The organism is Pseudomonas sp. S3_B08 (assembly GCF_054667725.1).
Window position 1 is genome coordinate 2,425,956 of record NZ_CP162750.1, and the last position, 13,831, is coordinate 2,439,786.

The window sequence follows — 13,831 nt, forward strand, 5'->3', positions numbered from 1 at the left end:
GGCAACAATATTCTGGCTGACATACCGCATTCGCGAGCAGGCTCGCTCCCACATTGGATCGGTGGTGTCTGTGATCACACCGTATGCAGATACCAGTTGTACTCAAGGTCAGAAATCGAGTTCTCGAACTCGGCCAGCTCGCTTTCCTTGCACGCAACGAACACGTCGATGTACATCGGGTCGATGTAGCGCGCCATGACTTCGCTGTCGTCGAGCTCGCGCAAGGCGTCGCGCAGGTTGTTCGGCAGGCTCTGCTCGTTCTGCTCGTAGCTGTTGCCTTCGACCGGCGCGCCGGGCTCGATCTGGTTGGTCAGGCCGTGGTGGATGCCGGCCAGCACCGACGCCATCAGCAGGTACGGGTTGGCATCGGCACCGGCGACGCGGTGTTCGATGCGCACGGCGTCCGCTGAACCGGTCGGCACGCGCACGGCCACGGTGCGGTTGTCGATGCCCCAGCTCGGCGAGTTCGGCACATAGAACTGCGCGCCGAAGCGGCGATAGGAGTTGACGTTCGGGCAGAGGAACGCCATCTGCGCCGGCAGGGTCTCGAGCACACCGCCGATCGCGTGACGCAGTGCGGCGTTCTGCTCGGGATCCTCGCTGGCGAAGATGTTGTTGCCTTCTTTGTCCAGAATCGAGATGTGCACGTGCAAACCATTGCCGGCCTGGCCCGGATAAGGCTTGGCCATGAAAGTCGTGTCCATCTCGTGGTCGTAGGCGATGTTCTTCACCAGACGCTTGAGCAGGACCGCGTAATCGCACGCCTTGATCGGGTCGGAGACGTGATGCAGGTTGACTTCGAACTGCGCCGGGGCGCTTTCCTTGACGATCGCATCAGCGGGAATGCCCTGCTCTTTCGCGCCTTCAAGGATGTCTTGCAGGCAATCGACGTATTCGTCGAGATCGTCGATCAGGTAAACCTGGGTCGACACCGGACGCTTACCGGATACCGGTGAACGTGGCGATTGCGGACGGCCATTCACGTTGTCCTGGTCGATCAGGTAGAACTCGAGTTCGAACGCCGCGCAGATGGTCAGGCCGAGGTCGTCGAATTTGCGCACAACGTTGGCCAGTACTTCACGCGGGTCGGCGAAGAACGGCTGACCTTCGATCTCGTGCATGGTCATCAGCAGTTGAGCGGTCGGGCGTTTTTGCCACGGCTCGATGCTCAGGGTGCCGGGGATCGGGTAGCAGATGCGATCGGCATCGCCGATATCCAGGCCCAGGCCGGTGCTTTCCACCGTCGAGCCGTTGATGTCCAGCGCAAAGAGCGACGCCGGCAGGTTGATGCCTTTTTCGTACACCTTATGAAGACTGGTGCGTTCGATGCGCTTGCCGCGCACCACACCGTTCATATCCGCAATCAGAAGGTCGACGTACAAAACCTCAGGATATTTCTTAAGGAATGCGTTGGCTTCGTTGAGTTGAACGGTACGCAGAGGGACCGACATGATGCACCTATTTAGCTGTTAATTATTATGTTCACCACCGTGTTGCGCAGCCAGTCAATCCGAAAGGCAAAGTGAAGTCAATAGCGAACACCCTGCCCTGCAGCCTTTATTTTTCGGGCTTTTCTTAACACTCTCGTGCCATATCCGCCGGAAAACCCCGGTAAACCTGAGCGATTTGATGAACGGCGTTTAGAATTTTTTACATGGCAGTTGTTAATTAAAATCAACGAGGCTAAGCTCCGGAAAAGCTCGTTCAAGTGACAGACTTCGAGGTGAATAAAAATGGCATTCAAGCCATTGATCGGCGTTACTGCGTGCGTCAAACAGATTGGCCTGCACCCCTATCACATCAGCGGCGACAAGTACCTACGTGCTGTCAGCGTTGGCGCTCAAGGGTTGCCAGTGGTCATCCCTTCCCTCGGCAATCTGACTGAGATCGAAGACCTGCTCGGTCAACTCGACGGTCTGTTGCTCACCGGCTCACCCTCGAACGTGGAGCCCTTCCACTATCAAGGCGCGGCCAGTGCGCCCGGCACGGATCACGATCCGGCCCGTGACGCCACCACCCTTCCTTTATTGCGTGCAGCCATCGCGGCGGGCGTTCCGGTGCTCGGCATCTGCCGTGGCTTCCAGGAAATGAACGTGGCCTTCGGCGGCAGCCTGCATCAGAAGGTGCACGAGTTGCCCGGCATGCTCGACCACCGTGAAGCCGACAGCCCGGATGTGGCCGTGCAATACGCACCGGCCCATGCGGTCAGTTTGATCGCTGGCGGTGTGTTCGAAGCGCTGGAGCTGCCCGACGAATTTCAGGTCAATTCGATTCACAGCCAAGGCATCGACCGCCTCGCCCCCGGTCTGCGTGCTGAAGCCGTGGCACCGGACGGTTTGATCGAAGCGATCTCGGTCGAGCACAGCCCGACTTTCGCCCTCGGCGTGCAATGGCACCCGGAATGGCAAGTGCTGGACAACCCGAACTACCTGAAGATTTTCCAGGCGTTCGGCGCAGCGTGCCGGCAACGGGCGGCGAAGCGCAACCAACGCTGACTCAACCCAAGAATCCATAACGATTTACTGCCCCCACGGACGTCGGGTGTGCCTGCGCACATCCGTCATTCGTGAACAGCGACACCCGTAATAACAACAAGTACGACCCAGGCAGCCAGGACGGCGGCGCCGAACAAGCCGGATCGGTACGGACAAAGGCTACTCAGGTCAACGCATATCCCCTGTGGGAGCGAGCCTGCTCGCGAAAGCGGTGTATCAGCAAACGATGATGTCGACTGACACTCCGTATTCGCGAGCAGGCTCGCTCCCACAGGTTCTGCGCCAGCTGACGGGCATTCCGGACCGCTCCGCAATCCACTTAAGCCCGGCCACATTGGCCAGGCACACGACACCTGTTGGGAGTTTCACATGGCAAACGCCTCCAGCACTTACCGCAAGGCACTCGAAGGTCATCAGCAACCGAAAAAGGTGTTGGTGAAAGTCGATCGTGTCACCAAGAAGTTCGACGAAACCGTGGCCGTGGACGATGTGTCCCTGGAGATCCATCAGGGCGAAATCTTCGCGCTGCTGGGCGGTTCCGGTTCGGGCAAATCGACTCTGCTGCGCATGCTCGCCGGTTTCGAGCGGCCGACCGAGGGGCGGATTCTGCTCGATGGCGTGGACATCACCGACATGCCGCCGTACGAGCGGCCGATCAACATGATGTTCCAGTCCTACGCGCTGTTCCCGCACATGACCGTGGCGCAGAACATCGCCTTCGGCCTCAAGCAGGACCGTTTGCCTGCCAGCGAAATCGATGCCCGCGTCGAAGAAATGCTGCGTCTGGTGCACATGACCCAATACGCCAAGCGCCGCCCGCACCAGTTGTCCGGCGGCCAGCGTCAGCGCGTGGCCCTCGCCCGCTCGTTGGCCAAACGGCCGAAACTGTTGCTGCTCGACGAGCCGATGGGCGCGCTGGATAAAAAGCTGCGCTCGCAGATGCAACTGGAGCTGGTGGAGATCATCGAGCGCGTCGGCGTGACCTGCGTCATGGTCACCCACGACCAGGAAGAAGCCATGACCATGGCCCAGCGCATCGCGATCATGCACCTGGGCTGGATCGCGCAGATCGGCAGCCCGGTGGACATTTACGAAGCGCCGGTCAGCCGCATGGTCTGCGAATTCATCGGCAACGTGAACGCCTTCGACGGCACTGTGGTGGAAGATCTCGAAGGCCACGCCATCATTCACAGCCCCGACTTGCAGCAGAAGATCTATGTCGGTCACGGCGTCAGCACGTCGGTGCAGGACAAATCGATCACCTACGCCATCCGCCCGGAGAAAATGCTCGTCAGCACCTCCCAACCGGAGTTCCGCTACAACTGGTCCGAAGGCAAGGTCCACGACATCGCCTACCTCGGCGGCCATTCGGTGTTCTACGTCGAGCTGCCCGGCGGCAAGATCGTCCAGTCGTTCATGGCCAATGCCGAGCGGCGTGGCGCGCGGCCGACCTGGGACGACAAAGTCTACGTCTGGTGGGAAGACGACAGCGGCGTGGTGCTGCGCTCATGAGAACTTTCAATCAGCAATTCTTGCGCCTGGTGCCCAGCGGACGAAAACTGGTGATCGGCATTCCGTTCATCTGGCTGTTCCTGTTCTTCATGCTGCCGTTCTTTCTGGTGATGAAGATCAGCTTCTCGGAAGCCGCGCTGTCGATCCCGCCGTACTCGGAGATCTACACCTTCGCCGAACAGAAATTCCAGCTGCTGCTGAACATCGGCAACTACACCCTGCTCGGCGAAGACGAGCTGTACCTGTCGGCGTACCTCGGCTCGCTGAAGGTCGCGGCACTGAGCACGCTGATGTGCCTGGTGATCGGTTTCCCGATGGCTTACGCGATCACCAAGACCGGCAAGGAAACGCAAAACGTCCTGCTGCTGTTGATCATGATGCCGACCTGGACGGCGATCCTGATCCGCGTGTATGCGTGGATGGGCATCCTCAGCAACAACGGGTTGCTCAACGGATTTCTGATGTGGACCGGACTCACTGACCACCCGATCGAGATCCTCAACACCAACACTGCCGTCTATATCGGTGTGGTTTACGCCTATCTGCCGTTCATGGTTCTGCCGCTCTACGCCAACCTCGTCAAGCACGACAACAGCCTGCTGGAAGCCGCGCAGGATCTGGGCTCGAGTAACTTCAACAACTTCTGGAAGATCACCGTGCCGCTGGCCAAGAACGGCATCATCGCGGGCTGCATGTTGGTGTTCATTCCAGTGGTCGGCGAGTTCGTGATTCCGGAACTACTGGGTGGCCCGGAGACGCTGATGATCGGTCGCGTGCTGTGGCAGGAGTTCTTCAATAACCGCGACTGGCCGGTGGCTTCCGCGCTGGCGGTGGTGATGCTGTTGATCCTGATTGTGCCGATTCTGCTGTTCAACCGCAGCCAGGCCAAAGAGATGGAGGCACGGGGATGAAACGCTTCAACTTTTCCAAGTTCATGCTGATCTTCGGCTTGATGTTCATTTATCTGCCGATGCTGATTCTGGTGATCTACTCGTTCAACGCCTCGAAACTGGTGACGGTGTGGGGTGGCTGGTCAGTGAAGTGGTATGTCGGCCTGCTCGACAACACGCAACTGATGGGCTCGGTGCTGCGCTCGCTGGAGATCGCCTGCTACACCGCGATTGCCGCTGTGGCACTGGGGACGCTGGCGGCGTTCGTGCTGACGCGGGTGACGCGCTTCAAGGGCCGCACGCTGTTCGGCGGCCTGGTGACCGCGCCGTTGGTGATGCCGGAAGTGATCACCGGTCTGTCGCTGTTGCTGCTGTTCGTGGCGATGGCGCAACTGATCGGCTGGCCGCAGGAGCGCGGCATCGTCACCATCTGGATCGCCCACACCACGTTTTGTGCAGCCTATGTCGCGGTGGTAGTCTCCGCGCGCCTTCGCGAGCTGGATCTGTCGATCGAAGAAGCGGCGATGGACCTCGGCGCCAAACCATTCAAAGTGTTTTTCCTCATCACCATTCCCATGATCGCGCCGTCGCTGGCGGCGGGCGGGATGATGTCGTTTGCCTTGTCGCTGGACGATCTGGTGCTGGCGAGTTTCGTTTCCGGGCCGGGCTCGACGACGCTGCCGATGGAAGTGTTCTCGGCGGTGCGTCTGGGTGTGAAACCCGAGATCAACGCCGTGGCCAGCCTGATTCTGCTGGCGGTGTCGCTGGTGACTTTCCTGGTCTGGTATTTCGGCCGCAAGGCAGAGGCCAACCGCAAACGGGCGATTCAGGAAGCGATGGATCAGACCGCGAACGAGTCGTGGCAGCAACCGGCAACGGCGACTGCCTGAGCAACACCGATTAACAACTGTGGCGAGGGGATTTATCCCCGTTGGGCTGCGAAGCGGCCCCTGCAGTTCTACCTGAAGACTCCGTATTCAGGTTTTGCGACTGCTACGCAGCCGAGCGGGGATAAATCCCCTCGCCACAAGGTTCAAGTGCACCGAGCTTTTGTGTTTTTGAATAAGAAGAAGGGAGTTGTACCGATGAAAATGTTTGGCAGGACTCTGCTGACACTGTCCTTAATGGGCGCAATGGTCATGGGCGCCCAGGCCAACGACAAGGTGCTGCGTGTTTACAACTGGTCCGATTACATCGCGCCGGACACCGTGAAGAAATTCGAAGACGAGACCGGCATTCGCGTGACCTACGACGTCTTCGACAGCAACGAAACTCTGGAAGCGCGCCTGCTCGCGGGCAAATCCGGCTATGACATCGTCGTGCCGTCGAACAGTTTTCTGGCCAAGCAGATCAAAGCCGGCGTCTACCAGCCGCTGGACAAGTCGAAGCTGCCGAACTGGAAGAATCTTAACCCGGTGCTGCTGAAAAACGCCGCCGCCAGTGATCCGGACAATGCCCATGCCTTTCCGTACATGTGGGGCTCGATCGGCATCGGTTTCAACCCGGCGAAGGTCAAGGAAGTGCTCGGCGCCAACGCCCCGACCAACTCCTGGGACTTGCTGTTCAAACCGGAGAACGCGGAAAAACTCAAAGCCTGTGGCATCAGTTTCCTCGATTCGCCGACCGAAATGCTCCCGGCCGCCCTGCACTACCTGGGCTATCCGGTGAACGACAAGGACAAGGCGCACATCGCCGAAGCCGAAGCGCTGTTCATGAAAATCCGCCCTTACGTGGCGTACTTCCATTCCTCGAAGTACATCTCCGATCTGGCTAACGGCAACATCTGCGTGGCGGTCGGTTACTCCGGCGACGTCCTGCAGGCCAAGGCCCGCGCGGTGGAATCGGGCAACAACGTGGTGATCGACTACAGCATTCCCAAGGAAGGCGCCGGCAGTTTCTACGACATGGTCGCCATCCCCCGTGATGCGGCGAACGTCGACAACGCCTACCTGTTCATGGATTTCCTGATGCGCCCGGACATCATCGCCGAAGTCACCAACAGCATCGGCTACAGCAACGCCAACGCAGCGGCCACGCCATTGGTGGACGAAGCGATCCGCAACGAACCGGGCTCGTATCCGTCGCAAGCGGTGATGGCGACGTTGTATGCAGTGCCGGATCAGCCAATTGCCACGCAGCGGATCATGACGCGCGGCTGGACGCGGGTGAAGCTTGGTAAATAAAAACACCAGTCAACACTGATAAACCCTGTGGGAGCTGGCTTGCCAGCGATGGCGGTGGGTCAGACAACGATGACGCTAGACGCGCTGGCCCCATCGCTGGCAAGCCAGCTCCCACAGGTTTTCGATCGAATTCGGACATTGCCAGATTTCCGTTCACGCAGCGCCTTACCACCGCTGCACCCTGCTCTGAACGGCCTCACCCGGCTCCCTCGGCTCGGGTGAATTTGCAGGCGCCTTCGGGCGCCTTTTTTTGTCCGTTCAGATCAGCGACCAGTCCTGCACAACTCGATAGCGGCCCTTGTGCGATTCGAATAAGCCGAAGCGTTCAGGGCGCAGGAAAAACTCCGGCGGCGTGCGCGCTTCCGGCTGCGGCGCGCGGTACTCGCGGGCCAGCGTCAGGTGCGGGCGGAACTCGTGGTTGGGCTCGTCAAAACCGAACGGCAGCATCGCCTGTTCCAGCGCGTAGACCAGGCGCAACAACGCGGGCGGCGCCTGTTCCGGTGCCAGCGATAGCACACCGGCGCGATGCCAGACCTGCAAACGATCCAGCGCAATGCGCAACGTTTCGCCGGGAATACGCACACTGCTCGCTGCTTCACAGACGCCATGAATCTGCGCCAGCGGCACCGCTCCAAGAAACAGCAGAGTCAGATGAAAGTTATCCGCCGGCACCGGTTTGCCGCTGCGCAGGCCCAGCTCCGCGCGCCACTGGGCGATTGCCTTGCGCTGCGCCGGCGGGCAATCCAGGGCAAAGAACAGCCGCTTTGCAGGTTCATCCTTGCGCACCCCATCAATCATTGCCATGCCCCCTTGTTCGTCATGATCGCGCCGATTCTACACAGCCTGTTCTGACGACTCGCGACAGGAAGCTATAGTTCAGGGATTGCCATCAACCGGAGGCTGCCATGCGCGAGATCCTCAGCAAAGAACCCTGGTGGGCCCGGCCACCACATCCCGGACAGGACGAAAGCGAACTGGAATGGGGCTGGCTGGTGCATTACAGCGAAGGCGAACCGCGCTTCGAATTCGTCCGCGAGAGGCCCAGCGACGAGCAGATTCGCAACCGCAAAAGTTGCCGGGTCACCCCCTCGCCCGAATGAATAGAGCCCCGTGAGCACTAATCCTGTGGGAGCGAGCCTGCTCGCGAAAGCGGTGTGTCAGATAAAGAAATGTTACTGATACGACGCTTTCGCGAGCAGGCTCGCTCCCACAGGGTTATGCATTGATCAGTGGGGTTGGGTGTCGCCGGCGGCGGTGTCGATGCTGACAACAACTGACATCCCCGGCCGCAAGCGTTCTGCTTCCTGCTGATCGGGATCGATGGTGATGCGCACCGGCACCCGTTGGGCGATCTTGACGAAGTTGCCGGTGGCGTTGTCGGCCTGCAGCAAGGCAAATTCCGAACCGGTGCCCGGCGAAATATGCTGCACATGGCCGGTGAATCTGCGGTGGTTCAAGGCGTCGACGGTGAAGCGCACCGGTTGCCCGACACGTACGTTGGCCATCTGGGTTTCCTTCATGTTGGCGATCACCCATTTCTGGTCCGGGACCAGCGCCATCAACTGCGCGCCGGAGTTGACGTAGGCCCCCAAGCGCACGCCGATCTGCCCGAGCTGGCCGTCGCGCGGGGCGACAATCCGCGTGTTCGACAGATCGATGCGCGCCAGTTGCACCGCTGCTTCGGCACTGGCCACGGCGGCTTCCAGCGAGCCGCGATTGACGATCACCGTTTGCAGATCCTGACGGGCGATTTCCAGATTGGCCTTGGCCTGCGCCACAGAAGCCGTGCTCTGCGCGTTGGCAGCAAGGGTCACGTCGAACTCGCGTTTGGACACCGAGCCGTCGCGCACCAGTTCCTGATTACGCCGCAGATCGGCCTCGCTCTTGCGCAACTGCGCCTGGCTGTCGGCCAACACCGCCTGGCGCAATTTGATCGTCGCTTCAGCGCTGTTGCGTTGCTGCACGACGTTGGCCAGCCCGGCCTTCTGCACTGCCAGTTGTGCCAGGGACTGGTCGAGGCGTTGCTGATAAATGCGGTCGTCCAGACGCACCAGCAGATCCCCGGCCTTGACGTACTGGAAGTCCTGCACCGGCACCTCGAACACATAGCCGCTGAGCTGCGGGCCGATGATCGTCACCTGCCCGCGCACCAAGGCGTTTTCGGTGGTTTCGACCGCACTGCTGAACGGCGGCAGTTGCCACGCATACAGCACGATCAGGACACCGACGATGGCGATTGCGGCAAAGCCCAGCGAAGAAATGATCCGCACCCGCAGCGAACGCGGCGCGGTATTGGGTGACGATGGCGGCGCCTCACCTTCAGGCGTGGCGGCGATGGCATTGGTAGTTGTGGTGGTCGGTTCGGTCATGAAGAAGTGGCACCGCTGGGTGGTACGGAAGGTGTCGGTTCAATGGCTTTGGTGGTGCTCATCAGCCACAACGCGCGAATCGAAAGCCAGATCATGGTCAGGACGGCAATGACCGCGATCAGCATGAAGACATCGTTATAGGCCAGCACGTTCGCTTCGCGTGTTGCCGCATTGGCGAGGCTGCGAATGCCGGCCAGATTGCGCAGGCTAGGGTCCGCCAGCAAACCGCCGAACGCCGAGCCGCCGCTCTGCACCCGCGCGGCCACCAACGGGTCGGACATCACCAGATGATCGACGATGTGGCTGGAATGGTACTTCTCCCGCACGATCTGAAAAGTGCCGAGCAACGCCGCGCCGAGCAGTCCGCCGAGGTTATTGCAGATCCCGAACAGCACGGAAAAACTCACCAGGTTGCGCGGATTGGTCAGCACGTTGCGCGTGCCGAAGACCATGGTCGGGCCGAGAAAAAACGTACTGCCGAATGCCAGCAGGAACTGGCTGAAGTAGAGATTTTGCGGGCGGGTCAGGTTGTTGGAAAAACTGTCCATCACCGAACCGGTGGCCATCAGCGCCAGCGAGATGATCAACGGCATCAGCAAGTGTTTGGGGTCGATGGTCAACGCGCTGGTGGCAAGCCCGGCGATACTGCCGATCAGCATCACCACATACAGACTGTGCAACTGCTCATAGCCCATGTTGAGGTTCTGCATGAAACCGACCGCGCCGGTGGATTGCTCCGAGGTGACCATGCGAATCAGGGTCACCGCCAGCGCCAGGCGAATCATCGTTCCGCTGCCCAGCCAACGTGTCATCAACATCGGGTTGCTGCGATTGTGCTCAATGGCCAGGCCCATAATGATCAGCGCGATCGAACAGGCCAGCGCCACGCCGATCCAGTTCGCCTCCAGCCACCAGTCGATGCGCCCCAGCGACAGCACCGCGCACAACAACGCCACACCGGTGGCGAGGATGGCGAAGGTCAGGAAGTCGAGTTTTTCGAAGGTCTTGAAGCGGTCACCGGGCGGCAACTTCAGCAGCAACACACAGCCGAGTGACAGCAGGGCCATGCCCAATTCGAACAGGTACAGACCGCGCCATTCGGCGATCTGCAACAGGTCTTCGGAAAACAGCCGCGCCAGCGGTAACGCCAGTTGCGACGTGCCGAGGCCGAGTACCAACGCTTTGAGCCGCCACTTCGCCGGGAACGCCTGCACCATGTAATACAGACCCAGCGAGCTCAGCGCCGCACCGACCATGCCGTGCGCTGCTCGCACCGCCACTGCCGAGTTGAGATCGTTGACGAACAAATGGCCGAAGGTCACCAGCGCATACAGCACCAGAAACACTTCGGTGAACGCGCGCAAGCCGAACTGCTGGCGAAACTTCACCAACAGCAGGTTCATCGACACGTTGGTCATCACATACGCCGCCGGCAGCCAGGCCATCTCCGCCGTGGTCGCGCCGAGCGAGCCTTGCAGGTAAGGCAGGTTGGCAACCACCAGCGAGTTGCCCAACCCACCGGTCACCGCCACCAGCACGCCAACCGCCGCGTACGCCAGGCGCTTGGGCGTGGAGTGCAGCGGTGTCGACGGAGAACCGGGCAGGCTGGGCTTTTCGTGGGGTTGCCAGTTGCGCGGGGCGTATTTATCCATGGATCGGCCTGGTGCTGGGGGTGAGGGAAGTTTGCCGCAATTTCACGGGCAATACACGACTCGACAGACACCAAGGAACCCTGTGGGAGCGAGCCTGCTCGCGAAAGCGCTGTGTCAGTCGACAACTTCATTGATTGAAAGTCCGCATTCGCGAGCAGGCTCGCTCCCACATGGGTTCGGCGTCGCATGGGAGGTCATCGTATAACTTCCAGTTGACAATCCCTGAAAATCTGGGAAATATCCGCATCGATGTTGTACGACGACGTATGACAAATAATAAAAACAACAAACGATCCAGGGAGCGTCACAGTGAGCCCACTCGCCCGCAATTCCGTCCGCCCTTCACGTTTTGCCCATTTCAAGCCGCGTTCGACCCTCAGCCTGATCGGTTGCAGCAGCCTCGCTCTGGCCTTGCCCATGAGCGCCGATGCCGAAGGCTTCCTCGACGACAGCAAAGCCACGCTGAACCTGCGCAACGCCTACTTCAACCGCAACTTCGTCAACCCGGCCTATCCGCAGGGCAAGGCTGAAGAGTGGACGCAGAGCTTCATTCTCGATGCCAAATCCGGCTTCACCCAAGGCACGGTGGGCTTCGGCCTCGATGTGCTCGGGCTGTATTCGCAGAAGCTTGATGGCGGCAAAGGCACTGGCGGCACGCAACTGTTGCCGATCCATGATGACGGGCGCCCGGCTGACAATTTCGGTCGCCTCGGCGTGGCGCTGAAAGCCAAAGTCTCGAAGACCGAATTGAAGGTCGGCGAATGGATGCCGGTATTGCCGATCCTGCGCTCCGACGACGGCCGCTCCCTGCCGCAGACCTTTCGCGGTGGCCAGATCACGTCCACTGAAATCAACGGCCTGACCGTGTACGGCGGCCAGTTCCGTGGCAACAGCCCGCGCAACGACGCGAGCATGGAAGACATGTCGATGAACGGCCGCGGTGCATTCACCTCCGATCGCTTCAACTTCGGCGGCGGCGAATACACCTTCAACGAAAAACGCACCATGGTCGGCGTGTGGTACGCCGAGCTCACCGACATCTATCAGCAGCAGTATTTCAACCTCAGCCACAGCCAGCCGATGGGCGACTGGACGCTGGGCGCCAACCTCGGTTTCTTCACCGGCAAGGAAGACGGCAGCGCTCAGGCCGGCGACCTCGACAACAAGACCGCGTTCGCCCTGCTCTCGGCGAAATATGGTGGCAACACCTTCTACGTCGGCCTGCAGAAACTCACCGGCGACGATGCCTGGATGCGCGTCAACGGCACCAGCGGCGGCACCCTGGCCAACGACAGTTACAACGCCAGTTATGACAACGCCAAAGAGCGCTCCTGGCAGGTGCGTCACGACTACAACTTCGTTGCGCTGGGCGTGCCTGGCCTGACCCTGATGAACCGCTATATCAGCGGCGATAACGTACACACCGCCACCACCAACGACGGCAAGGAATGGGGCCGCGAATCGGAACTGGCCTACACCGTGCAGAGCGGCCCGCTGAAGAACCTCAACGTGAAATGGCGCAACGCGACCATTCGCCGGGACTTCAGCACCAACGAATTTGACGAGAACCGGATTTTTATCAGCTATCCGATTTCGTTGTTGTAAAGGTTGGCGGTTTGCCCTGTGGGAGCGAGCGTGCTCGCGAAAACGCCGGACCAGTCGACTTGTTCTGACTGGCACAACGCCTTCGCGAGCAGGCTCGCTCCCACAAGGGGATTGCATTGCAAGTCGGGTATAGGGTGTTGAGAAAATGAATCGCCCCTTCCGTCATCTACACCAAAAGTCGCGTTGACAAGATCCGGAAACCCTACCGATACTTCAGCGCAGTCATACGACAACCTACAACAAACCTAATAACAATGTGTTCAGGGATTGCCATGACGTCTACCTCTACCCCCCGCGCTCCTTTCAATCGCCTGCTGCTGACCGGTGCCGCCGGAGGCCTGGGCAAAGTCCTGCGCGAACGCCTGCGCCCTTATGCCAAGGTGCTGCGCCTGTCCGACATTGCAGCCCTCGCCCCGGCCGTCGATGACCACGAAGAAGTCGTGCTCTGCGACCTCGCCGACAAGCAAGCCGTGCATCAACTGGTCGAAGGAGTCGATGCGATCCTGCATTTCGGCGGCGTTTCGGTTGAGCGGCCGTTCGAAGAAATCCTCGGCGCCAACATCTGCGGCGTGTTCCACATTTACGAAGCGGCACGCAAGCACGGTGTGAAGCGGGTGATCTTCGCCAGCTCCAACCACGTCATCGGTTTCTACAAACAGGACGAGAAACTCGACGCCATATCTCCACGCCGCCCCGACGGTTACTACGGCTTGTCCAAGTCCTACGGCGAAGACATGGCCAGTTTCTACTTCGATCGCTACGGTATCGAAACCGTCAGCATCCGCATCGGCTCCTCGTTCCCCGAACCGCAGAACCGCCGGATGATGCACACCTGGCTGAGCTTCGACGATCTCACGCAACTGCTCGAACGCTCGCTGTACACCCCAAATGTCGGCCACACCGTGGTCTACGGCATGTCCGCCAACAAAGACGTCTGGTGGGACAACCGCTACGCCAGCCACCTCGGTTTCGAAGCCAAGGACACCTCGGAAGTGTTCCGCGACAAGGTCGAAGCGCAACCGATGCCAGCCGACGATGATCCGGCGCGGATCTATCAGGGCGGCGCCTTCGTCGCAGCAGGCCCGTTTGGCGATTGATCGCTCGACTTGATCCCCCTCCAATAAA

Annotated in this window: 12 protein-coding genes; 8 read left to right on the forward strand and 4 right to left on the reverse strand. The window is 60.1% G+C overall.

The window, feature by feature from the left end; translation table 11 throughout:
• Positions 1-74: 74 nt before the first annotated feature.
• A complete protein-coding gene (locus tag AB4N73_RS10985; RefSeq protein ID WP_007918694.1) occupies positions 75-1,451 on the reverse strand; it encodes a glutamine synthetase family protein in 1,377 nt (458 codons plus the stop codon).
• A 282-nt stretch (positions 1,452-1,733) separates the two neighbouring features.
• Between AB4N73_RS10985 and AB4N73_RS10990 the strand changes: the two genes are divergently transcribed.
• The 5 genes from AB4N73_RS10990 (at position 1,734) to AB4N73_RS11010 (ending at position 7,080) form a co-directional block, all read left to right on the forward strand.
• The gene (locus AB4N73_RS10990; protein WP_252867825.1) at positions 1,734-2,495 is read left to right on the forward strand and encodes a gamma-glutamyl-gamma-aminobutyrate hydrolase family protein; all 762 of its coding nucleotides are present in this window, start codon (positions 1,734-1,736) and stop codon (positions 2,493-2,495) included.
• A gap of 369 nt (positions 2,496-2,864) precedes the next feature.
• Positions 2,865-4,007, forward strand: a complete 1,143-nt coding sequence (gene potA, locus AB4N73_RS10995; RefSeq protein ID WP_042609314.1) for a polyamine ABC transporter ATP-binding protein — start codon at positions 2,865-2,867, stop codon at positions 4,005-4,007.
• On the forward strand, positions 4,004-4,918 hold the full coding sequence (locus AB4N73_RS11000) for an ABC transporter permease subunit (RefSeq protein ID WP_024013334.1): 915 nt from the start codon (positions 4,004-4,006) through the stop codon (positions 4,916-4,918). The genes potA and AB4N73_RS11000 overlap by 4 nt, the downstream gene beginning before the upstream one ends.
• Positions 4,915-5,787, forward strand: coding sequence for an ABC transporter permease subunit (locus AB4N73_RS11005; protein WP_056789082.1), 873 nt, complete (start codon positions 4,915-4,917; stop codon positions 5,785-5,787). The genes AB4N73_RS11000 and AB4N73_RS11005 overlap by 4 nt, the downstream gene beginning before the upstream one ends.
• A 195-nt stretch (positions 5,788-5,982) precedes the next feature.
• Complete coding sequence (locus AB4N73_RS11010) at positions 5,983-7,080, forward strand: polyamine ABC transporter substrate-binding protein (RefSeq protein WP_095182000.1); 1,098 nt, start codon at positions 5,983-5,985, stop codon at positions 7,078-7,080.
• A gap of 258 nt (positions 7,081-7,338) precedes the next feature.
• On the opposite strand, the gene thpR is transcribed toward AB4N73_RS11010, so the two are convergent.
• A complete protein-coding gene (gene thpR, locus AB4N73_RS11015) occupies positions 7,339-7,878 on the reverse strand; it encodes an RNA 2',3'-cyclic phosphodiesterase (protein ID WP_460095549.1) in 540 nt (179 codons plus the stop codon).
• A 107-nt stretch (positions 7,879-7,985) separates the two neighbouring features.
• Between thpR and AB4N73_RS11020 the strand changes: the two genes are divergently transcribed.
• Positions 7,986-8,180: a hypothetical protein gene (locus AB4N73_RS11020; RefSeq protein ID WP_024013337.1), complete on the forward strand. Its 195-nt coding sequence runs from the start codon at positions 7,986-7,988 to the stop codon at positions 8,178-8,180.
• A 126-nt stretch (positions 8,181-8,306) separates the two neighbouring features.
• On the opposite strand, the gene AB4N73_RS11025 is transcribed toward AB4N73_RS11020, so the two are convergent.
• Together AB4N73_RS11025 and AB4N73_RS11030 are read right to left on the reverse strand one after the other, a co-directional pair.
• The gene (locus tag AB4N73_RS11025) at positions 8,307-9,449 is read right to left on the reverse strand and encodes an HlyD family secretion protein (protein WP_041480937.1); all 1,143 of its coding nucleotides are present in this window, start codon (positions 9,447-9,449) and stop codon (positions 8,307-8,309) included.
• The gene (locus AB4N73_RS11030; protein WP_256809194.1) at positions 9,446-11,101 is read right to left on the reverse strand and encodes an MFS transporter; all 1,656 of its coding nucleotides are present in this window, start codon (positions 11,099-11,101) and stop codon (positions 9,446-9,448) included. Before AB4N73_RS11030 ends, AB4N73_RS11025 begins: the two co-directional genes overlap by 4 nt.
• Before the next feature lie 309 nt (positions 11,102-11,410).
• On the opposite strand from AB4N73_RS11030, the gene AB4N73_RS11035 reads away from it, so the two are divergent.
• Together AB4N73_RS11035 and AB4N73_RS11040 are read left to right on the forward strand one after the other, a co-directional pair.
• A complete protein-coding gene (locus tag AB4N73_RS11035; RefSeq protein WP_130899229.1) occupies positions 11,411-12,706 on the forward strand; it encodes an OprD family porin in 1,296 nt (431 codons plus the stop codon).
• Positions 12,707-12,978: 272 nt separating this feature from the next.
• Positions 12,979-13,803: an NAD-dependent epimerase/dehydratase family protein gene (locus AB4N73_RS11040; RefSeq protein WP_252867827.1), complete on the forward strand. Its 825-nt coding sequence runs from the start codon at positions 12,979-12,981 to the stop codon at positions 13,801-13,803.
• The last annotated feature ends 28 nt before the right edge of the window (positions 13,804-13,831 follow it).

Coding starts and splice junctions, on each gene's coding strand:
- AB4N73_RS11040 (WP_252867827.1), top strand. CDS start 12,979: ATGACGTCTACCTCTACCCCCCGCGCTCCTTTCAATCGCCTGCTGCTG.
- AB4N73_RS10990 (WP_252867825.1), top strand. CDS start 1,734: ATGGCATTCAAGCCATTGATCGGCGTTACTGCGTGCGTCAAACAGATT.
- AB4N73_RS10985 (WP_007918694.1), bottom strand. CDS start 1,451: ATGTCGGTCCCTCTGCGTACCGTTCAACTCAACGAAGCCAACGCATTC.
- AB4N73_RS11025 (WP_041480937.1), bottom strand. CDS start 9,449: ATGACCGAACCGACCACCACAACTACCAATGCCATCGCCGCCACGCCT.
- thpR (WP_460095549.1), bottom strand. CDS start 7,878: ATGATTGATGGGGTGCGCAAGGATGAACCTGCAAAGCGGCTGTTCTTT.
- potA (WP_042609314.1), top strand. CDS start 2,865: ATGGCAAACGCCTCCAGCACTTACCGCAAGGCACTCGAAGGTCATCAG.
- AB4N73_RS11010 (WP_095182000.1), top strand. CDS start 5,983: ATGAAAATGTTTGGCAGGACTCTGCTGACACTGTCCTTAATGGGCGCA.
- AB4N73_RS11000 (WP_024013334.1), top strand. CDS start 4,004: ATGAGAACTTTCAATCAGCAATTCTTGCGCCTGGTGCCCAGCGGACGA.
- AB4N73_RS11005 (WP_056789082.1), top strand. CDS start 4,915: ATGAAACGCTTCAACTTTTCCAAGTTCATGCTGATCTTCGGCTTGATG.
- AB4N73_RS11030 (WP_256809194.1), bottom strand. CDS start 11,101: ATGGATAAATACGCCCCGCGCAACTGGCAACCCCACGAAAAGCCCAGC.
- AB4N73_RS11020 (WP_024013337.1), top strand. CDS start 7,986: ATGCGCGAGATCCTCAGCAAAGAACCCTGGTGGGCCCGGCCACCACAT.